Source organism: Caballeronia udeis (assembly GCF_044909315.1).
Taxonomy (GTDB): domain Bacteria; phylum Pseudomonadota; class Gammaproteobacteria; order Burkholderiales; family Burkholderiaceae; genus Caballeronia; species Caballeronia udeis_A.
In genome coordinates this window covers 207,043-227,921 of sequence record NZ_JBIYEB010000009.1, presented here as the reverse complement: position 1 = coordinate 227,921, position 20,879 = coordinate 207,043, and the positions used below count along the sequence as shown (strand labels likewise).

Below are 20,879 nucleotides of genomic sequence, written 5' to 3'. Positions count from 1 at the left end.
GAAGGCGGTGAAGGAGCTGAAGGCGGCACGGCCGGTGTGGTCTTCCCGCTCCGGGCAAATGCGTCGGGCGCCGCGCCCAGCACTATGCCGAGCGAGCCAAGAACCGTGATCGAAGCAACCAGTACGCGTAGCATGGCACTCGCCTCCTGTCAGAAGCATGCCCGTCGAACCGAGTTACCGCATCGGCGCTGCGCCGGGCCTGCTATCCATTCAATCGAGCCGCCGCACGTTCAACGATTGCTGCACGCTGAGCACGCATTGCTTCGGCGCGATTCCACACCAGGTCGACCACGGCCTTCGGCGCCGTGTCGGGTGTACCTGAATTAAAGGGCGGAGCGGGCGCATATTCCAGTTGAAGCTGAATTGCCTGCGCTTCCGTTTCGCCGATCAAGCCGATAAGAAGTGTCAGTGCAAAATCGATGCCCGCTGTCACGCCGCCGCCTGTCATCAGATTGCCATCCTGGACCACCCGTTCCTTTACCGGAATCGCGCCGAAGCTCTCCAGGAAATGATGGGCCGCCCAGTGTGTGGTCGCACGCCGTCCACGCAGCAAACCGGCGGCGCCCAGGACCAGCGCGCCCGTGCAGACCGATGTGACAAAGCGCGCCTGCGCAGCCTGCCGCCTGATGAAATCGAGCGCGGTGTCGTCCTCCATCAACTCGCCCACCCCGATTCCGCCCGGCACGCACAGCACATCGAGCGCGGGGCAATCGGCGTACGTGATGGTGGGCGTCAGCACGAGGCCGCTGCTCGCCTTGATCGGATCGAGCGTTTTTCCGATCAGGTGAACCGTTGCGCCCGGGACCGACGCGAATACGTCATGCGGGCCGGTCAGGTCGAGCTGCTGAACGCGCGGGAAAACGAGGAAACCAATATGCAACGTCATGGCGATGAACCTTTAAAAGGAAGTGGACGCCTTAACGATACCTCGCTACGATTTGGCGAACTTGTCATTCAACCCTCGTTTCACGCCAACCCACCCTAAAGCCATGAGTAACGCTCCTCGCCGTATCGACATCCTCGCGTTTCCGGACGTCCAGTTGCTCGACGCCGCCGGGCCGCTGCAGGCCTTCGCCTCCGCCAATGAAATCTCGCTGGCGCGTGGGACAACCGCGCCCTATATAGCGCGTGTCGTTTCCGCCGCCGCGGGGGAAATTCAAAGCACAGCGGGTCTCGGACTGTTCGCGCAGCCCTTGCCCACCGCTCAACAACCGACCGACACGCTGATCGTCGCGGGCGGACGCGGCGTTCATGCGGCGTCCAAGGATCCGGCGCAGGTGGCTTGGGTACGGGAGCGCGCGGCACAGTGCCGGCGGGTGGCATCGGTATGCACGGGTGCGTTTTTGCTGGCCGCCGCGGGCTTGCTCGACGATCGCCGGGCGGTCACTCACTGGGCGCATTGCGACCATCTCGGGCAGCGTTACCCGGCCGTCCACGTGGACCCATCGCCTATTTTCATTCGCGACGGCGCGGTCTGGACATCTGCGGGCGTGACAGCCGGCATCGACCTCGCGCTTGCATTGATCGAGGACGATCTCGGGCGCGCGCTCGCGCTCGATGTAGCACGCGAGCTGGTCGTGTTTCTCAAACGGCCGGGCGGTCAGGCGCAGTTCAGCGCGACGTTGTCGCTGCAAAAAGCCGGCGACCGTTTCAGCGACCTGCATGCGTGGATAGCCGAGAACATGGCGGCCGACCTGTCGATCTCGACACTGGCCGAGCGCACCGGCATGAGCGAGCGCAGCTTCGTGCGCCACTATCGGGCGCAAACGGGCGTCACGCCGGCACGCGCGATCGATCAATTGCGCCTGGAAGCGGCGCGCCGCCTGCTCGGCGATACCTCGTTTCCCGTCAAGCGCGTCGCCGCGCGCTGCGGGTTTGGATCGGAGGAAACCATGCGGCGCAGCTTCCTGCGTTCAATGGGTGTCACACCGCAGGCTTATCGTGAACGTTTTTCGGCTGGCGGCGATGCCGAAGACACGAACGAGCCGCGTCACACGGCAGTCACACAGGACTAGCGGCTACGGCACCGCAGCAACACGGTTCAGCACGGCCGTTCGAGCCTTCGCGCATGCGGAAGATTAATTCTTTCGCGATAATGCTGCATTGCGCTTCGCTCACCATTCACAATTTTTCCCCAATGTCCATTATCGATGTCCCCAACGACCCGCTCATGCGCGTGATCGCGCCCCATGGCGCGGGTCCCGCCGAACTCGCGCTGGCCGTCGGCGGCCTGGCTATCGGCACGGGTGAATTCGCGTCCATGACCATCCTGCCGGTCATCGCGAACGGCCTCGGTACGTCGCTGCCCACCATGGGTCACATCATCAGCGCGTACGCGCTGGGCGTGGTGATCGGCGCGCCGCTTATTACTATTTTCTTCGCGAAGATCCCGCGCCGCGCGATGTTGATCGGCCTGATGCTGATGTTTGCGTTCGGCAATCTGCTCAGCGCGCTCGCGCCGAATTACCCGCTGCTGCTGATCGCGCGCTTTATTTCCGGCGTGCCGCATGGCGCGTATTTCGGCGTGGCCGCGTTGACGGCGGCTTCTCTCGTGCCGCCCGACCGGCGCGCGCGGGCAGTCGGACGCGTCATGCTGGGCCTGACGATCGCCAATATTTTCGGCGTGCCGCTGGCGACCTGGCTCGGTCAATGGCTCGGCTGGCGTGCGGATTTCCTGCTCGTCGGCACGCTCGGCATGCTTACCATGATTGGCGTGCGCATCTTTTTGCCGCCCATTCACGCAGGCGGCGCCACGCCTCGCCGCGAGCTTGGCGTGTTCAGGCGCTTGCAGGTGTGGCTGACGCTCTCAGTGATTGCGGTCGGCTTCGGCGGACTGTTCGCGGTGTACACCTACATCACGCCGACACTGCTGAACGTGACCCATGTGGCGCCCTGGCGCGTGCCGCTGCTGCTCGGCGCGCTGGGTGTCGGCATGACGGCGGGCAGCCTGATTGGTGGGGTGCTGGCCGACAAGTCGCGGCTCTGGACCATCTTCGGCATGCTGATCTGGAATGCCGCCGCGCTGGCCGCTTTCGCATATTCTTCGGCCAACGAATGGACGGCCACGCTCAACCTGTTCGCGATGGGACTCGGCATAGCCGTGGTCCCGGCTGTGCAGACGCGCCTGATGGACGTGGCCGGCGACGCCCAGACCGTCGCGGCCGCGCTCAATCATTCGGCCTTCAACATTGCAAATGCGCTGGGTGCGTGGGCGGGCGGCGTAGTGGTCGCGATGGGCTTCGGACTCGAGGCCACCGGCTGGACCGGTGCGCTGCTCGCGAGCGGCGGGATCGTGCTGCTGGGTGTTTCGGTAGCGGTGGAGCGGCGTTCATTAGTGTCCGGCCCCGCAACGGCATGCGGTTCGTCGGGAGCTTGAGGGGAGCTTGAGAGGGGCTTGTAATGCGCCGTATTGAAACATGGGTGCAAGGCAAGGATCCGGACCGGCTGAATCCTGACGATAGCGCTCAAGCCCCCGGCCGTGCTGCCGTTATAGTGCTCAGGTGCGTACACAACCGAAGGAGCGGGCTCATTCAATCCCTCCCGTGTCCGGATGAAGAGCAGATAACATCGACATCGAACGAGATTGAATCAGGAGCCGCGGTGCAACCTCCGGCTCGGAGCGCTGATGAACGTCTTTCCCGCAAACCCTGCCACGCCGGTGGCCGACGACAGCAGCGACGACCCCGCTGCGGACCTCGCTCGCGTGATCATCGACCCGGCGCGGGTGACCCACGCGGGCAGTTCAGTCGATGTGCTGTTGCAGCGTGCCCGTACTCAAACCGATACCCCCGCCTGGGCGTGGTATCGGGTCGGCGAGGCCCTGCATCTGGCGGCGCAGGGCGATGCAGCGCAAACCTGGCCCGCCCTTCTCACCGCCGACACCTTCCACGCCTTCTGCACATCCCGGCGCCTGTGTCTCTGGCCCACGGGCAGCGGCGAGGGCATCCTCGGCTGGCTGCTCGGGCCAGCCAGCCACTCGGGAAGCTCCACGCTGTCCGACCTCGCCCGAGCCCTGGGCGAAGCCATGCAGGCCGACGCGCTGGCGCGTGCGCAAAACACCCAGCGCGTGCTCTATGAGATCGCCTATCTCGCGAGTTCCGTGCGCGAACGATCGGCGTTCCTGCAGGGTGTGCACCAGCAACTCGCCACGCTGATCGATGCGGAAAATTTCTATCTCGCGCTTTACGACTCGTCGAACGGCAGGATCACGTACCCGTATTACGTCGATGTAATCGATACTTCCGCGCTCGAACGCGCGATGTACGACATGCTCGATCCGTCGCACCTGTCGCTGACGGGCCAGGTGCTGATCACGGGCCAGCCGCTCCTGATCGACGCCGCCGGCATCCGCACGGCTGAACGCGAGGGCCGTTTCTTTTGCATGGGTGACCGCCCCGAATTCTGGATGGGCGCGCCGCTCAAGAACGCCTCGGACGAAGTCTTCGGCATGATCGCCATGCAGGTGTACGACGTCTCGCGAATCTACAGCGTGGAGGACCGTGCGCTGTTCCTGGTCGTCGCCCGGCATGTAGCCATGGCGCTGGACCGGATCCTGCATCGTGATGACCTGGAAGAAACCGTATCGCGCCGGACTGCCGAGTTATCCGAATTAAATCGCGCATTGAGGCTGGAGATCGCGGAGCGCAAACGGGCCGAACACCTGCAGGGGGCGTTATTCCAGATCGCCGAATTGTCGAGCCGGCACGGCGACATGATGGAGTTTTTCCAGAGCCTGCACGGGATTGTCGGCGAGTTGCTGTATGCGGAAAACTTCTACATCGCGCTGGTCGACAATACGACCGCGACCGTGTCCTTCCCCTATTACGTCGACGAACTGCTCAACGACCATCCCACGCCGCGACGTAACCGGCGCGGCCTGACGGAGTACGTGATCAGGCAGCGCTGTCCGTGCCTGATCGACCTCGCCGAAGCCACGCGGCTGGTGGAGACCGGCGAGATAGAACGCTCGGGCGAGAGCATCAAGCTGCGTTCGTGGCTGGGCATTCCCCTGTTCGACGGCGACGTCGTGCGCGGCGTGCTCGCGGTGCAAAGCTACACCACGAGCGTGCGTTACTCGCTGCGCGACCAGGAACTGCTCACGTTCGTCTCGCGCCATATCGATACCGCCCTGTCGCGCCGCAGCGCCGCCGAAGCCCTGCATGCAGCCAACCTCGAACTCGAGGAGCGCGTGCAGAACCGCACCCGCGAGCTCGATCTCGCCAACTCCCGGCTGCAACACGAAAATTCACACGACGCGCTGACCGGGTTGCCCAACCGCAGCCACCTGCTGCAGCGGCTGCAGGAGGCGTGGCTCGATCATCATGGCGAAGGCGAACAGCTGGCCGTGATGTTCATCGACCTCGACCGCTTCAAGGTGGTGAACGACAGTCTCGGCCATCATTTCGGCGACATGCTGCTGGTGCAAGCCGCGGGCCGCCTGCGAAGCTGCCTGCGCGACGACGACCTGCTCGCGCGGCTCGGCGGCGACGAGTTCGCGGTGCTCTCGCCGGGTGCGCCGCTGGAAACCGCCGTGGCAATTGCGGAACGGATCCTGGCGGCATTCGACCTGCCGTTTCATATAGACGATCACGTGGTGTTCTCGTCGTGCAGCATTGGCATTGTCAGTCCTGACAGCCAGTTTCATCGCGAGCCGGCGGACCTGCTGCGTGATGCCGATACCGCGATGTATCGCGTGAAGAATGGCGGCCGCGACAGTTTTGTCGTGTTCAATCATGCGCTGCGCCGCGAGGTGTCCGATCAGGTGGAACGCGAAGGCGCGTTGCGCAATGCGCTCAAGCGCGACGACGAACTGGTGCCGTATTTTCAGCCTATTGTCTGCGTGAACAGCGGCGAGCTGGTTGCGCTCGAAGCGTTGATCCGCTGGCGCCAGCCCGACGGCCGCATCATCACACCGGGCGAATTCCTGCCGGCGGTGGAAGGTTTGCGCCTGATCGGCCGGCTCGATCTCTACATGCTCACGCGCGTCGCGATCATCCTCGCGCAGCCGCAACACGCTGACTGGCCGCCGGTGCATGTGAACTGTTCGAGCTACAGCATGACGCGCCCGGAGTTCGCCGACGACGTCCTCGCCCTGCTCGCGCGTCACGGCGTCGCGCCGTCGCGGATCTGCCTCGAACTCACGGAAGGCGCACTGGTTGCCGAGCCCGACCTAGCCAGGCGTTCGATGCAGCGCCTGGCCGATCACGGCATGTCGGTGGTGCTCGATGACTTCGGCGCCGGATTTTCGTCGCTGAGTTATGTGCATCAGTACCGTTTCAGCGGTCTGAAAATCGACCGGTCATTTATCTTCGAACTGACTACCAGTCCGCGCAGCAGCGCGATCGTACGGGCAATCGTGCGGATGGCGGAGTCGCTGGACCTCACGCTCGTGGCGGAAGGCGTGGAAGACGCCGCCACGCTCGCGGCACTGCGCGAAATGGGTGCGGCACAGGCCCAGGGGTATTACTTCGCCCACCCCATGCCGCTGGAAGAGCTCTTGCTGACCACGCTTGCGCCGCGCTTGCAGGCGCTGACACAAGAGCCTTGAGGGTTCAATCACCGAGTGGCGCGCTCACTAGGCGCCTTCGTGACTTCACCTATCCTGTGAGCTGATCCGTCACGGCGAGACCGCTTATGCGCCCCACTTCCGCCAACACTCATCGTCGACGCCTCCTCCTTGCTGCCGGCAGCGTAATGCTGCCTTTGGGCCTGCCTGTGGCCTTCGCGCAAACACCCGCCAACGGCACGCCGCTGCCGCGCATGAACACGCGTCCTGTTCCGTCCACGGGCGAAGCGCTGCCGGTGGTCGGCTGCGGCACCTGGCGCACCTTCGATGTCGGCGACAATCCACAGGCACAGGCCGCGCTTGGCGACGTATTGCGGATCCTGTTCGACAACGGTGGTTCGGTCATCGACTCATCGCCGATGTATGGCTCGTCGGAAGCAGTTGCCGGAGCGGTGTTGACACGCATCGGCGGGCATGGCCGTGCGTTTGTCGCGACCAAGGTATGGACCGAAGGCCGTGAAGCGGGGATCGCGCAAATGGAAGAGTCCATGCGGCGTCTTCAACAACCGCGTATAGACCTGATGCAGGTTCACAACCTGCTCGACTGGCGCACGCAGCTCGCCACGCTGCGTGAATGGAAAGCACAGGGCCGGATTCGCTATCTCGGCATTACGCATTACACGTCGGGCGCGTTCGCCGAGGTGGAAGCCGTGATGCGGTCGGAGACACTCGACTTTGTCCAGATCAACTACGCTGCCGACGACCGCGCCGCCGAAGAACGCTTGCTGCCGCTCGCCAGGGAACGCGGGATTGGCGTGATCGTGAACCAGCCGTTCGGCGGCGGCGGTTTGCTCGGCAAACTCAGGGGACAGCCAGTGCCCGCCTGGAGCAAGGAGATTGGCTGCACGACCTGGGCGCAACTGCTGCTCAAGTTCGTGCTCGCGCATCCGGCGGTGACCTGCGTGATTCCCGGGACCGGGAGGCCTGAGTACATGCAGGACAACGTGCGTGCCGGATTCGGTAGTTATCCGGATCAATCGATGAAACAGCGCATCGCGGCGGCGGTGGCTTGAGGTCCGCACGCTGAAGGTCTTGTTGCACGGCCCGAAGCGCTAACGCGCCGCAACAAGCTCCCCGGCAACCGTTGCGTCAGGGTTCCGCGTGCCCCGCCCGGAACGCGCCGCAAACAACGCCAACGCTCCGGCAAGGCGTGCGCGGGCTTCATCGGTGGTTGTAGCTGTTGCGCCACGCGCCGTCTCCCGCGCCAGTTCGCGCGCCGCCTGCACGCACGCGAACAACGGTCCGGCCGCGAGTTCCAACTGCGTGTTCCACGCAAACACGCGCTGCGTCTGCAGCGGCCGCAATGCGATCCGCAACTCATGCCAGCGCCGGTCGAGCGCACGCACGGCGGTGAGCGGGCGGAGCCCGTCGACATCGACACGCGTATGGCAAACGCGCAGGACCTCGTCGAGCGCATCAAGCACGCCGGTCACCTTGATCTCGACGTGATGAGACGTGCGCAGCGGCATCATTAATACCGCTACGGCTATCGATACGATGCAGCCAACGAACACTTCCTCCACGCGCATTTCAATCAGCGGTCCAATGGCAAAACCCAGCTCGCCATAGATCAGTCCGACCAGCACGGTGATGAAAAAAACACCCTGCCCGTACGAGGTCAGGATGAAATAGGCCCAGCCAAACACGCACGCGGCCATCGCGGCAACCAGCAGCCAGGGCGTGCCGTGAAGCGCGCCTATCAGCACCGCGCTGACCGCCACCCCCGCCAGCGTGCCAAGCACGCGTTCACCGGTCTTGCGGATCGTGTCGCCGCGCGAGCGCGTGCCGAGGAACACCACGAAGGTCGTGATGACCGCCCAGAACCACCGTTCCGGCGACACCGAATGACCGATCAGCATGGCGATCAGCGCAGCCGTCGTCGCGCGGCAGGCGGGCAGCCAGGAGAGTGCACCGCGCCAAACGAACGCAGCGCCCGCCGGCCGCTTGACGCCGGTTTTCGCTGCACGCGCGGTCGACGCCACCGCGTCACGGCCCGCACGCGACAAACGCCGCAGGGCAATCCGCAAACGAACATCGCTTCGATCAAGCCGGCTGGCATCCACCGCATGCCGGGCCGCCGCAACCTCGACATCGATCAGGCACGCCCGCAGCCGCTGCACGCCTGGAAGATCGAGCAAGCCAAGCTGCTCTTCAACAGCGAGCGCCGCTTCGTTCAACAGCGACAAGTGACGCAGGGCGTCGGGCTCGTCAGCACGGCGATCGGCAAGCACCGTCGTGGCACGCTGCATGACCGCGGTCAGCGCGCGACGCAACGTGGCCTCAGGCCGGGTCGGCACCATCACACGGCCGGTGAACACGATGCACACAAGCGCGGCCACCGACAACCCCAGCATGGCCAACACGTGCTCGAACGTGGGATGCAGATAAAGCCCAAGGTAGAACGCGACCACCGCTGTCATCGCCCCACCCAGTGCACGCGGACCGCACGCTTGCACCAGCATCGCCGTGAACAGCACGGCAAGGAATCCGGCATCCGCCACGAGCGGCCAGGCCGCCAGCGCGCTCGCCGCGATCAGGCTTGCAGCCCCCGCGCCATAAATCACCGCGAGCGACTGGAACCAGCCGCGTTGCGTGGCATCGCGGAGAAACAGCGGCGCGACCATGGCGAACAGCAACGCGAACGCGGCAAGCGTAGGCGGCTGATGCAGGTGAACTGTCCAGCCGATCGTCACCACGCCCGTGAGCACGCAGGCAATCGCGCTGCGAAGCGCGGTGTGGAAACGCAGCAGGCCGGGATCGGAGCCGAGCAGGCGGGTCAGCAGAGGGGATGAAGGGGAGACAGCGCCACGGGTCGCGGGCCGGCGGTCACGCGCGGGATGAAAACCTCGCGCGAGGAGGGACAGGGATGCGGCAATGGACATGTGTAATACCCGGGACAAGTGTCGGCAATGTCGGTAGTGGCTTGTGGCCGCTTCCGATACGACGAGTCCGCCTCGCAGCGGACTCTCCTGTTTGGTGCGTCAGCCAACGCGCTCAACCGGGATCGCCGGACGAACGCACTGCATGGGACGCACGCGAAGCATGTAACTGCCTCACGTATACCCGTATATTACCGTGTCAAAATTCCTGGACTGGGGGTTTACCCGATTTGCTCGGGCCGGCGCATTTCGTTGACGGCGCCGCACGCCTCCGTCACGACTTGTGCAAGTTCCGCAAGCTCGGTCTCGGCTGTCGCGGTTGCTTCGGCCAGCGACAGGACCGCGGCTTCGAGGTCCTCGGCAGCGCCGTCGTTGTCGGAGAAGAATTTCAGGGGCAATGCCGCAAGCGCTTCGGCGTTCGCCGATGCCTGGTCGGTCAGCGCGCACAACCGCACGAGGTTCTCACACAAGGATTCAAGGGCCTCAGCCGCATAGCGGCAAAGCGCGGTATCGCTTGCGGGATCCTGTGCCACCTCGCTCAGCGTGGCTTGCGACTTTTCGACGGCACGGGCGAGCGCATAGCTCCGGTCACGCGCGGCGGCAAGGCGCACCGCATAGCCGCTCAGTTGCAAGACCCGCTGCGCCGTATCGGTCAACATCGTGTTCTCCTGTGTCGTCCGGCCGGCCAGAAGCGTGTTGGATCAACTGAATCTGGCGCGGCCCGACCGCAACACTGTTTTTATGGTCCGGCCGGCGTTCCTCGTCGATCACCCGGGAAGCGCTGACGCGGGACATCGGATGACAGCCAGAGAGAGTCGAGCAGCTGCCACTGTTCACTCCTTTACGGCCTGTGAATCGTAAGCTTTAACAAATTTTTCACAACCGCCGGCTTTTGCAAAACGGTGCCGCTCGACCAACCTTAGGCCACACGATACCGGTCGACAAATCCCGTTTCCGGGCGGCCTGTCCCCTCGTTATGTTGGCCGGCGTTTCCCTACTTTAATCAAACATATTTATTACTAGTAAATTACGATGCGGATATTATTTCTATAAATTAATAATTCCTACACGTGTAATTCCTATCCTCTGGCTTGCTCATTCCCGGCGCCATCTGTAGTCGCATGGCGCCCCCACGCAAACCGTCCAGAGGACGCTTGTGCCCAGTAGATCAATCCGTATCGAATGGCTGTGCGGCGCCGTGCTCGCGTGCACGTTGCTTGCCGCGTGCGGTGACCGTGACCAGCACGCGGCATCTCCATCCGCGTCCTCGTCTTCTTTGCCCCCTTCTTCATCTTCTTCCGTTCAGCAATCCGATGCGTCTGCTTCACCGGGATCGTCGGACATACAGCGCTGGGCCTTGCAGCAAACCCAGCCGGCAACAACGACGTCCAGTCTTACGCAAGCTCCCCCGCCCGCCACCGCTTCCGATCCTTTGTTGCCCCCGGTTATCCACGAGGCCGAGTGACACAAAGGCGACATGAAAGCGGCCGGCGAGCCCGATCAAGTCTTCCCCCCACGACCGACAGAGACCCATGACCTTAAAAAGCCGACGTGACTTTCTCAGGGCAGCCGCACAGGCCGCCGGTTCCGCCACCGCACTGGGCATCGTGCCGGCTGGCATCCGCAACGCACTCGCGATTCCAGCGAACAACCAGCATGGCAATATCAAGGACGTCGAGCACATCGTCGTTCTGATGCAGGAAAACCGCTCCTTCGATCATTACTTCGGCACGCTCCAGGGCGTACGGGGTTTTGGCGATACCCGCGCCGTACAGCTTCCCAACGGCCAGCCGGTCTTCAATCAGCCCATTGCTGCGGGACTCGGCGAAGTGCTGCCGTTCCGGCCCAGCGCGCCCGATCTCGGCCTCCAGTTCATCCAGGACCTGCCGCATGACTGGACCACGAGCAAGGGTGCTTACAACCAGGGCCGTTACGACCAGTGGGTCGCGTACAAAGGCACGACCACGATGGCGTATCTCACGCGCCAGGACATTCCGTTCCACTACCAGCTCGCCGACGCCTTCACCATTTGCGACGCGTACCACTGCTCGATCAACTCGTCGACGGACCCGAACCGCTATTACATGTGGACCGGCTGGGTGGGCAACGACGGCAACGGCGGCGGTCCGGTGGTCGACAATGCCGAACTCGGGTATGGCTGGTCGTCGTATCCGGAAGTGCTCCAGAACGCGGGCATTTCGTGGAAGATCTATCAGGACATGGGCACCGGGCTCGACGCAAACGGCTCGTGGGGCTGGACCAGCGACGCGTACATCGGCAACTATGGCGACAACGCGCTGCTCTACCTGAATCAGTATCGCAACGCGCAGCCCGGCAATCCGCTGTATGACAAGGCGCGCACCGGCACGAACGCGGCGGCGGGCGACGGTTATTTCGATATCCTCAAGCGCGACGTGCAAAACAACGCGCTGCCGCAAGTCTCATGGATTGTCGCGCCCGAAGCGTTCACCGAGCATCCGAACTGGCCGGCCAACTACGGCGCGTGGTACGTCGATCAGGTGCTGCAGGTACTGACGTCGAATCCGGCGGTATGGAGCAAGACGGTGCTGCTGATCAACTACGACGAAAACGATGGTTTCTTTGATCACGTCGTGCCGCCGTTCCCGCCCTCGTCTCCCGCCAACGGCAAATCCACGGTCAGTACCGTGAATGAAATCTTCCCCGGCAGCAGCAGCTACCAGGCAGGTCCCTACGGCCTTGGAACGCGGGTGCCGATGCTGGTGGTGTCGCCCTGGTCGAAAGGCGGTTACGTGTGCTCGGAACTGTTCGACCACACCTCGGTGATTCAATTTATCGAAAAGCGTTTTGGCTCGGGTGCAAACGTTACCGAACCGAACATCACGCCGTGGCGCCGGGCAATCTGCGGCGACCTGACGTCCGCATTCAATTTCAAGAACCCGAACGCCGCATTTCCGACCTTGCCGGACACGAGCGGTTACGCCCCTACGCAACAGATTCGTCATCCTGATTATGTACCGGTGCCGCCCGCGGTCCAGGCCGTGCCGAAACAGGAACCCGGCGTTCGCCCTGCCCGCGCGCTGCCCTACGAGTTCTTTGTTCATGCCCACACGAACACGGGCAAAGGCGTGACCTTCGACTTCATCAACACGGGCAATGCCGGCGCGACCTTCCTCGTGTACACGGCCAACAGCCAGACGGCGCCGAGCTGCTACACGGTCGAAGCCGGCAAACGCCTGCAGGATCAGCTCCCGCTGACCGCTACCAACACGTATGACTTCATCGTGTACGGTCCGAACGGCTTCCTGCGCCGCTTTACTGGCACGGCGGTCCAGCAGAACTGGTGGAACGACAAGCAGGCGCTGCCGGAAGTCACCGAGGGTTACGACGTCGCCAACGGCAACCTGCAATTGCGCCTGAAGAACCTGGGCACGGCGAGCTGCACGTTCAGCGTAGCGAACGCCTACACACCCGGCACGGTCATCACGCGCCAAGTGCGTGGCGGCGACAGCGAAAGCCTCTATCTCGACCTGCGTGGGTCATATGGCTGGTACGACCTGAGCGTCACCATTGCGTCGGACACCAGCTTCGTGCGGCGTCTTGCAGGACACGTGGAAACAGGCAAGACCAGCATGTCTGACCCGGCGCTCGGAAGCTGAAGCCGGCGGTATCAATAAAAAACGCTGCTGCGAGTTCACTCGCAGCAGCGTTTTTCCATTCAGCACACGACCAGGCTTCAGGTACCCAGATAGCCCAGCGGCACCGTCGAGTTCGATTGTGCGACGCTCGCATTCTTCGATATCACGTACATCGGCATTTCAGTCAGGTTCAGCGTGACCACGCCGTTGTTGTAGGCCACCGTCGACGCGTTGCCCATCCAGTCCAGCACCTGCACCGTACCGCTTGTGCCTGCTGCATCGACGCTCAGGTTGTAGCTCACGCTATAAGTCTGGCTGAAGCCCGTATTCACGCTCCATACCGCGTTGCTGTGGGTCCACAGTGCAGTGATCGGAATGCCCGTGCCGCGTTGCTGGAATCCATACGCATAGACACCCGATGGCGTGCCGTTCACCGGTCCGAGCGTGGTCGTGCCGTCGAGCACGCGCGTCATTGCCGCGACCGCCAGTGCTGCCGGCTTCGGACTCACGTTCGACGCGCCGTACGCACCCTGCGGGTCAGCCAGGTCAAAGAACGTGCCGTAACCGGGTTCGGCCGGATAGTCCGCACCGTAGAACACGTAGGTCTGGTCAGCCCCTTCGCCCAGCAGGATGATGTGCGTGCGCGCCACCACCGCGGCCTGCGCGAACAGGACATTCGCGGTCGGATAGTTGGGACCGTATGATGTGCCGATGTCATAGCTGATACCCGTTTCCGTCGCGAACAGCTTCATGCCCGGCTTATAGTCCTTCTGCATTTCCTGGCGCAGGCCGCGCATCTGGTTCATCAGCGCATTTGCGGCGTTGGCGGGGCTCGGGTCGGTCGCGAGACGCTCGGGAGGATGCGACGGCGAGGTGCCCGCGTCGTAATACCCATGCGTCGCGATGCCGTCCAGATACTGCGCCAGGCCCAGCGGCGCCATGGTTTGCAGGCGCTGCGTGGTCAGTTGCGGAAACGGCTCGGCGGTTCCCATCACAACCGCATTCGGATCAGTGGCGTGGAGGCCCGTATAGACCAGTTTATATAGCTGAACGAAGTTCGCATTCGTATCCAGCCAGTCCGGCTCCCAGGTCACCTGGTAGTAGTTCTTTGCCATTGCAGGCGTGAGTGCCTGGCGCATTGCTTCGGTGTTCGAACCGACCTGGCTCATGTAAGCCTGGTATCCCGCCTGATCGACTGGCAGATAGGAGCTGTCGTTGTAAGCGCCGGTCGGGCTGTCCCACGCCGGAATCCCGTCGAGCCGCACGAGCCGCATGATCTGGCCCGACGAATAACCGGTGTCGGCAGTGGTCACCGCGGGTGTCCAGGTATTGGGTCCGTTCGGATCCATGGCCGACAGTTCGCGGTCGTCGATAGTCGACGAAATGCCCAGTGCAGTGAGCATCGCGGTCCAGCCGTTGAACCCCTGCATGCCGAAACGATGCTGCTCCTGGTGCGCATAGGTCGGCGCGGGCACGCTCGCGGTCACATTGGGCAGCACACCGAAGGTTGCTATCCCGGTCGGACGCGTACCGGCTGTCTGCACGCTGCCGCCCGCCTTGGCGAGGGTCGCCGAGATCGCGAAGTAACCGGCCAGCGTCGACGTGCAATTGAGCGTCGTGGTGCTAGAGCCGGCCGGCGCGGGGAAACTGCCGCTGGCGACGGTGTTGCCCAGGCTGTCGCTCACCGACCACGCGAGCGTGTCGGCGCTCGACGGGCTCGCGGTAATCGCGATCGGGAACGTGCTGCCCGAAGCGAACATGCGCGTGCCGTCGGTGCTCGGTGTATCGGCGGTGATGACGCCGCTGGCCGATGAACTGGTGGCCGTGACCGGCGACGCACATGTCATGGCCAGCGCCGCGGCGCTGGCAACCGCCGAGGGCGAAACGACAGCAGCGGGACTAGCCGCCCCGGTCGAACCCGTGGTGCCGGTTGTCGTGCCCGCCGTGGTCGCGGCAGTTCCGCCCGATCCGCTGGAGGAACCGGTTGTCGCCGCGCCGGAGGCCGTGCTTGATGTGCCCGATGACGTACCCGATGCGCTCGCGGTCGTACCCGCACCGCCGCTGACCGCCGCGGTGGAACCGGAGCTGGCGGGATCGCTTGACCCTCCGCCACCGCCGCCGCATGCCGCCAACGCTAGCACAACTGAATAAACTGAATAATTGAGTAAGGAGTGTGTTTTCATTTTGAATGGCTGCCTGATCGTAGCGATGAACCTGAACCGGGCAAACCTTCTCCTCCAAGCGCCCTGGAGGAGCTCGGCAACGATTGAACAGGAGGAAGGGGCTGGCAGGACCGCTGGCAAAATCCGCCAAAAAAAACGCGGCCAAAAGAACGTACGTTCTGCCTACTTGCCGGAATGAATGTTACACAGACGAAACGTTTTGATAAAGTAAAAAAGACGTAACACGTTGTAACGTCTGATTATTAATCGGTAATTCCGAATATCGTCTAATTAAACAACGCCAATAAAATCGCTTGCAAGGGTTGTGTTGTCATAAATAGCGATGTATTAAGGGATTGATTAGACAAATATCACCTTCTCGCGCCAAAGGCATGTATCAAAACAGAAGCATTTTTTAACGAGTGCCGGGAGGGGCGCGGAGTGTACATTTCGTTGCTGGAGAGGGGTGAGGGTGGCGGAATTAGCAGGGTAAACGTTCGGACACCGGTGCACATGCAGCAATAAGAATCCGCACTGAAAAGCTTTTGTGAATGCACTTTAAATTCCTGATCTGGAAATGCTCCTGGCGTTGAAACAGGGTGTCCGATGGCACGCTCGCCAAGCGAATGAGGTGTGAACGCGCTGGAAAGACGGGCGCTGCCTCTTTTTGTGAAGCCGGCGTGGCTGATTCAACGCAATCGATCAGGCAACGGCAAGACAAGGAGCAAAGTCGCAGAGGCACTTTCGGCGCCGCGTTGCCAGCTTGAATGGCCGATGGAAACCGGTCCGTCCCGAGCACGCGCAAGCGCTTCTGCCCGGGCAAATCCGTGTTGCCTTTATAATCCGCCATGATTCCAATTTCCTGCCTACCCGCCTGCCACCCCCTTCGCGGCTTCCGCGAAGTCCTCCCCTATGCGGTGGCCGTATGAAAACCCCAAAAAGGCTGCAGCCGCTGCTGGAAGAAGGTCTGATTGACGAAGTGATCGGCCAGTTGATGAGCGGCAAGGAAGCGACCGTCTATGTCGTGCGCAGCGGCGACTCCACGCGTTGCGCGAAGGTCTATAAAGACGCGAAGCAGCGCAGCTTCCGGCAAGCGGCTTCGTACCGCGAGGGCCGGACGGTGAAAAACAGCCGGCAGGCGCGCGCGATGGAAAAAGGCACGCGTTACGGCCGCCAGATGCAGGAAGAGGCGTGGCAGAACGCCGAGGTCGACGCGCTGTTCCGGCTTGCCAACGCCGGCGTGCGTGTGCCGCAACCGTATATCTGCACGGATGGCGTGTTGCTGATGGAACTGGTGGTGGATGCCGAAGGCGACGTCGCGCCGCGTCTGAATGACGTGGACATGAGCCACGCGCGCGCGCTCGAGTTGCATGAACTGCTGCTGAGCCAGGTCGTTCGCATGTTGTGCGCCGGAATGATTCACGGCGACCTCTCCGAATACAACATCCTGCTGGCCGCCGACGGTCCGGTGATCATCGACTTGCCGCAGGCGGTGGACGCCGCCGGCAACAACGAAGCGGCGTCCATGCTGCAACGTGACGTCGATAACCTCGCGACCTACTTCGGCCAGTTCGCGCCCGAATTGCTGAAGGCGAGTTACGGCAAGGAGATGTGGGCGTTATACGAAGCGGGTTTGCTCACCGTCGATACGAAGCTCACGGGTCACGTGGAAGTCGACACCACCCCGGTGGATCTGGAAGCCGTGATGCAGGAGATTGAAGACATCCGGCTTGAAGAGGAAGCGCGGGTGAGACGCGAGCAGGAACTCGATAGTTAAGCACTTCGATCCAGTTGCTGCGCGAGTTCGCTCGCCAGCACATCGAGCGTCGGCCCGCACGGCGCTTCGACCTTCAGTTGCAATAACGCGTCGGCGCGCGTCTTCCCAAGATTGACCGCCGCGATCGGCTTGCCGGCGCGCGCGGCCCACTCGCAAAAACGAAAACCCGAATACACCATCAGCGACGAACCAAGCACGAGCATGGCATCGGCCTGATCCAGTGCGGCGGCGGCCGCGTCCACCCGGGTCCGCGGCACCCCTTCTCCGAAAAACACGACGTCAGGCTTGAGCAGACCGCCGCAGCGCGTACAAGACGGTGCGTGGAAGGCCCCGAAGTCATAACCTTCGAGTAGCGCGTCACCATCTGCTACCGGCAACGCAGCCAGGCCGACGAAGCTCGGGTTATCGGCTATGAGTCTTTGCTGGAGCGCTGCACGCGAGGTCTCGTCGCCGCATTCCATGCACCGCACGCGGCCGATATTGCCGTGCAATTCAATCACGTCCGTATTGCCCGCGCTGGTGTGCAGTCCATCGACGTTCTGCGTGACAAGCCTTTCGAACAGGCCCAGGCGCTCCAGCCGTGCAACCGCGAGATGCGCGGCATTCGGCGCGGCGCCCGCGACCAACGGCCAGCCAATCATGCTGCGCGCCCAATAGCGCTGGCGCGCAAGCTCCGAGCCCATGAAGTCCTTCAGCAGGATAGGCGCTCGCCCGGTACGCTGCCCTTCCGTATTGCGATAGCAAGGTATTCCGGATTCCGTACTAATTCCGGCGCCGGACAAAACGAACAGCCGTGGATGCCGTTCGACGAAATCGAAGAGTGGGTTGGAAAGCGCTCGAAACGCGTAATCCGTCAGATTTTTCATCTTCGGAATAGTAGCGGCAACACGCTTTTTCTGCTGGAGCGCGGGCCGGTCGGGCGGCGCATGATGGGTCACATGCACCAAAGCGATGACTGGATCGCCGAGATACAGGCGTCAGGCTGTATTTGCAAAATACAGCCTCCAACTTGTAGACAAATAGCCTGCGTATGCCGGCGCACTCACGCCCTCTTCCTTACCTTGACATTCCGGCGATCTGTTTCGACCATACCCAGTGATTGGCGAACCGCTGACCTCATGACCCCCCGGGCGCGCGCGTGACCACCGACCTCCTCAACTCGACTTTCGCGGCGCTCGCCGATCCGACCCGGCGGGCAATCCTTGCGCGGCTCGCCCGGGGCGAGGCGTCAGTGTCGGAACTCGCCGAACCGTTCGACATGACGCTCGCCGCCGTGTCCAAGCATCTCAGGGTGCTCGAGCATGCCGGGCTGATCGTGCGTGAACGCGACGCGCAACGCCGCCCATGCCGGCTCGCCGCAGCGGCCTTGAAAGACGCCAGCGAATGGTTCGATCCGTATCGGCGGTTATGGGAAAGCGGCGAAAGCGGGAGAACACGATAACCGCCCTCATCGATCTGACGAAACCTGTCAGGCACCCATCACAAACCCGTCACGACACTCGCGCCACCGGCCTCGGGAACAACGGATAAGCCACCAGCGCGCAGGCAGCCGCAACCAGCCAGACAACGCCCCACGACCCGATCGCGAGCAAATGCGGAATGCACAGCGGCGTCAGGAACAAGCCCAGATAGACGGCGGTGTTGGTCATCCCGAGCGCCGTGCCCGCGCGATCCTTGCCCGCCAGCGTCGCGAGTTCGGTGTAGGCCACGCCATGCCACGCCGACACGCAAATTCCGGCGAATGCGATCAGCACGATCAGCAACGCTTCAGGCAAGCGTTGGCCCGATTCCACCGCAGCGCCCAGCACCACGAACGACGCCACCGCGACCAGCGTCGACCCGCGCAGATACGCTCGCCGGTTGCCGCGTTTATCGGTGAAACGGCCGCTCGCTACGCGCATGATCATCGCGCCGAGCTGGACGGTGACCATGGTCGCTGTAATCCCCGCTATGCCGACATGCCCGAAGTCGTGCAAAAACACCGTGGCGAACGTCAGCACCGCGAACTGCGGAATACACAAAATGGCGATGCCCGACACCACACGCCAGATCATCCGGTCACGCAGCGGACCGACCGAAGGTGCGACTGCGGCGCCAGAACCGCCATGCGCTGCGGCAGGCGCTTCCGGCGGCTCGTGCAGCCAGAGCCACGCGAGCACGCCCGAGACCGCGCAGAGCGCCGCCAGCACCCCGTAGACCGGGCGAAATCCGCCCGTGGACACGAGCCAGGGCAGGACCAGCGCGCCCAGCCCGCCGCCCAGCGGCACCGCTGTCTGACGAATGCTCATCGCCAGGCCGCGCTCGCCTTCCTGGAACCAGCGCATGACCGCGCGTCCGCTCGATCCGTTCACGCTCCCGCCAACCAGTCCGACCAGGCACATCGACATCACAAGCCACAACAAGCCCGGAACAGCCCCATGCGTCGGCACGACGAACAGCATCATGGAGAGCAACGCCGCTGCGGTCGTGGCCAACCCGCTCAGCAGGATCGGCCGGTCACCCCAGCGGTCGGTCGCGACGCCCCACGGCAACTCCGTGAGCGCCACGCCCAGCCCCATGGCCCCCAGCGCCAGCCCGAGCGCCGCGTTGCCGAGGTGATAATCCGCGCGCAACCAGACGGCGGTCGTGGGAATGCCCGCGGCGGCAGCCGAAAAACTGACGTTCGCGGCCACGCCGACACCGAGCACTTTCCATCTGTGTGACGCGCCCAGTTCACGGCGTCCCGTTGCCGGCAAGGGAACTGCGTAGGGCGTTTCCATGCTTTTCCTCTCTGAATGCTTTCGATTGAGGCCAGTGTCGCGCTTTACCATCGTCCTGAATATCAATTAATATGGAAGAAACCATTCGACAAAACAGGACTATTAGTTATGTCGCAGACCAATTTCGATGTCGCGTCGTTGCGGACCTTCGTGGTCGGCATGGAGCTGGGAAGTTTCGCGAAGGCGGCGGACCGCGTCGGGCGCTCGACCTCGGCCGTCAGCGCGCAGATCAAGAAACTGGAAGAGCAGTCGGGTGCGCCGCTGTTCAAGAAAGCCGGGCGCAACCTGGCGCTGACCGAAGCGGGCGAAACCATGCTGCGGTTCGCGCGCCGGCTGGTCGATCTCAACGACGAAGCCGCCGTCGCCGTACGTGGCCCCGACCTCGAGGGCTGGATCCGGCTCGGGCTGCAGGAGGATTTCGGCGAAGTCATGCTGCCCGACGTCCTGGGGCGGTTCTCGCGCGCACATCCGAAAGTGCGGATCGAAGCGCGGGTCGCGCGCAATCTGGAACTGCTCGGCCGAATCGATTCAAACGACCTCGACCTTGCCCTGATCTGGGACGATTCGGTTTCAGCAGGCTATGAACTTCCAGGCAGCGACCGGCACGAGAGGATCGCAGAGCCTGCCATGTGCTGGATCGGTTCGTCGACCTTGCCGTGGTGTCCCGATGCGGCAGAACCGTTGCCGCTGGTCGCGTTCGACCGCGCCTGCCTGTTTTTCAGCGCCGCCACCGAAGCGCTCGATCGCGCGAATATCCGTTGGCGGGTGGCATTCACGAGTCCGAGCCTCTCGGGCCTGTGGGCCGCCGCGGCGGCAGGACTTGGACTCACCGTGCGCACGCGCTATGGTCTGCCCGCTTCCGTAAGCGCATTCGACGGCCACGAGCTGGGGTTGCCCGCGCTGCCGTCCTTGGCACTGTCACTCGTGCGCGCGTCGGTCACGCCCACGCCACCCGTGCAGCAACTCGCAGCGTTGATTCTTCAATCCGTACGCGACGGGTCGGCATCGCTGGACCGGATCGCGGCCTGAGCGGCGCTTCGTCCGCGGGAAAAACAAGTAGAACGTCATTCGCGCATCGCCTGATGACCGCCATCGACGGCCCGTTTTTTGCTGAAAGCTG

General features: G+C 63.2%; 15 protein-coding genes. 9 read left to right on the top strand and 6 right to left on the bottom strand.

What is annotated here, in order from left to right; genetic code table 11:
- Window positions 1-202 precede the first annotated feature (202 nt).
- The gene (locus ABH944_RS17105) at window positions 203-886 is read right to left on the bottom strand and encodes a DJ-1/PfpI family protein (protein ID WP_404609338.1); all 684 of its coding nucleotides are present in this window, start codon (window positions 884-886) and stop codon (window positions 203-205) included.
- A 52-nt stretch (window positions 887-938) separates the two neighbouring features.
- On the opposite strand from ABH944_RS17105, the gene ABH944_RS17100 reads away from it, so the two are divergent.
- From ABH944_RS17100 to ABH944_RS17085, 4 genes are all read left to right on the top strand, one after another.
- On the top strand, window positions 939-2,015 hold the full coding sequence (locus tag ABH944_RS17100; RefSeq protein ID WP_404609336.1) for a GlxA family transcriptional regulator: 1,077 nt from the start codon (window positions 939-941) through the stop codon (window positions 2,013-2,015).
- Window positions 2,016-2,137: 122 nt separating this feature from the next.
- Window positions 2,138-3,376 (top strand): MFS transporter, encoded by a 1,239-nt coding sequence (locus ABH944_RS17095; protein ID WP_404609334.1) that lies wholly within the window; start codon window positions 2,138-2,140, stop codon window positions 3,374-3,376.
- 249 nt (window positions 3,377-3,625) lie between these two features.
- Entirely contained in the window at window positions 3,626-6,547 is a 2,922-nt protein-coding gene (locus ABH944_RS17090) for a bifunctional diguanylate cyclase/phosphodiesterase (RefSeq protein ID WP_404609332.1), read from the top strand.
- Window positions 6,548-6,633: 86 nt separating this feature from the next.
- Window positions 6,634-7,578: an aldo/keto reductase gene (locus ABH944_RS17085; RefSeq protein ID WP_404609331.1), complete on the top strand. Its 945-nt coding sequence runs from the start codon at window positions 6,634-6,636 to the stop codon at window positions 7,576-7,578.
- 39 nt (window positions 7,579-7,617) lie between these two features.
- Here the strand turns inward: ABH944_RS17085 and ABH944_RS17080 are convergent, their stop codons facing one another.
- The gene (locus ABH944_RS17080) at window positions 7,618-9,447 is read right to left on the bottom strand and encodes an FUSC family protein (protein WP_404609330.1); all 1,830 of its coding nucleotides are present in this window, start codon (window positions 9,445-9,447) and stop codon (window positions 7,618-7,620) included.
- Between the two features lie 218 nt (window positions 9,448-9,665).
- Window positions 9,666-10,103, bottom strand: a complete 438-nt coding sequence (locus tag ABH944_RS17075) for a hypothetical protein (RefSeq protein ID WP_404609328.1) — start codon at window positions 10,101-10,103, stop codon at window positions 9,666-9,668.
- A gap of 873 nt (window positions 10,104-10,976) precedes the next feature.
- On the opposite strand from ABH944_RS17075, the gene ABH944_RS17070 reads away from it, so the two are divergent.
- A complete protein-coding gene (locus tag ABH944_RS17070; RefSeq protein ID WP_404609326.1) occupies window positions 10,977-13,082 on the top strand; it encodes a phosphocholine-specific phospholipase C in 2,106 nt (701 codons plus the stop codon).
- 77 nt (window positions 13,083-13,159) lie between these two features.
- On the opposite strand, the gene ABH944_RS17065 is transcribed toward ABH944_RS17070, so the two are convergent.
- The gene (locus ABH944_RS17065; RefSeq protein ID WP_404659427.1) at window positions 13,160-14,746 is read right to left on the bottom strand and encodes a hypothetical protein; all 1,587 of its coding nucleotides are present in this window, start codon (window positions 14,744-14,746) and stop codon (window positions 13,160-13,162) included.
- On the opposite strand from ABH944_RS17065, the gene ABH944_RS17060 reads away from it, so the two are divergent.
- Both ABH944_RS17060 and ABH944_RS17055 read left to right on the top strand, forming a co-directional pair.
- Window positions 14,727-15,212 carry a hypothetical protein gene (locus ABH944_RS17060; protein ID WP_404609457.1) on the top strand — a complete coding sequence of 162 codons (486 nt, stop codon included), beginning with the start codon at window positions 14,727-14,729 and terminating at the stop codon, window positions 15,210-15,212. The genes ABH944_RS17065 and ABH944_RS17060 overlap by 20 nt on opposite strands.
- 936 nt (window positions 15,213-16,148) lie before the next feature.
- Window positions 16,149-17,000, top strand: coding sequence for a PA4780 family RIO1-like protein kinase (locus tag ABH944_RS17055; RefSeq protein ID WP_062088001.1), 852 nt, complete (start codon window positions 16,149-16,151; stop codon window positions 16,998-17,000).
- Here the strand turns inward: ABH944_RS17055 and ABH944_RS17050 are convergent.
- The gene (locus ABH944_RS17050) at window positions 16,997-17,866 is read right to left on the bottom strand and encodes an NAD-dependent protein deacetylase (protein WP_404609446.1); all 870 of its coding nucleotides are present in this window, start codon (window positions 17,864-17,866) and stop codon (window positions 16,997-16,999) included. The genes ABH944_RS17055 and ABH944_RS17050 overlap by 4 nt on opposite strands.
- A gap of 272 nt (window positions 17,867-18,138) precedes the next feature.
- On the opposite strand from ABH944_RS17050, the gene ABH944_RS17045 reads away from it, so the two are divergent.
- Window positions 18,139-18,441 (top strand): ArsR/SmtB family transcription factor, encoded by a 303-nt coding sequence (locus tag ABH944_RS17045; protein WP_062088100.1) that lies wholly within the window; start codon window positions 18,139-18,141, stop codon window positions 18,439-18,441.
- A gap of 49 nt (window positions 18,442-18,490) precedes the next feature.
- On the opposite strand, the gene ABH944_RS17040 is transcribed toward ABH944_RS17045, so the two are convergent.
- Entirely contained in the window at window positions 18,491-19,759 is a 1,269-nt protein-coding gene (locus ABH944_RS17040; RefSeq protein WP_404609323.1) for an MFS transporter, read from the bottom strand.
- Window positions 19,760-19,867: 108 nt separating this feature from the next.
- Here ABH944_RS17040 and ABH944_RS17035 point away from each other — a divergent pair, with 108 nt between their 5' ends.
- Window positions 19,868-20,788, top strand: coding sequence for a LysR substrate-binding domain-containing protein (locus ABH944_RS17035; RefSeq protein WP_404609321.1), 921 nt, complete (start codon window positions 19,868-19,870; stop codon window positions 20,786-20,788).
- Window positions 20,789-20,879: the final 91 nt, after the last annotated feature.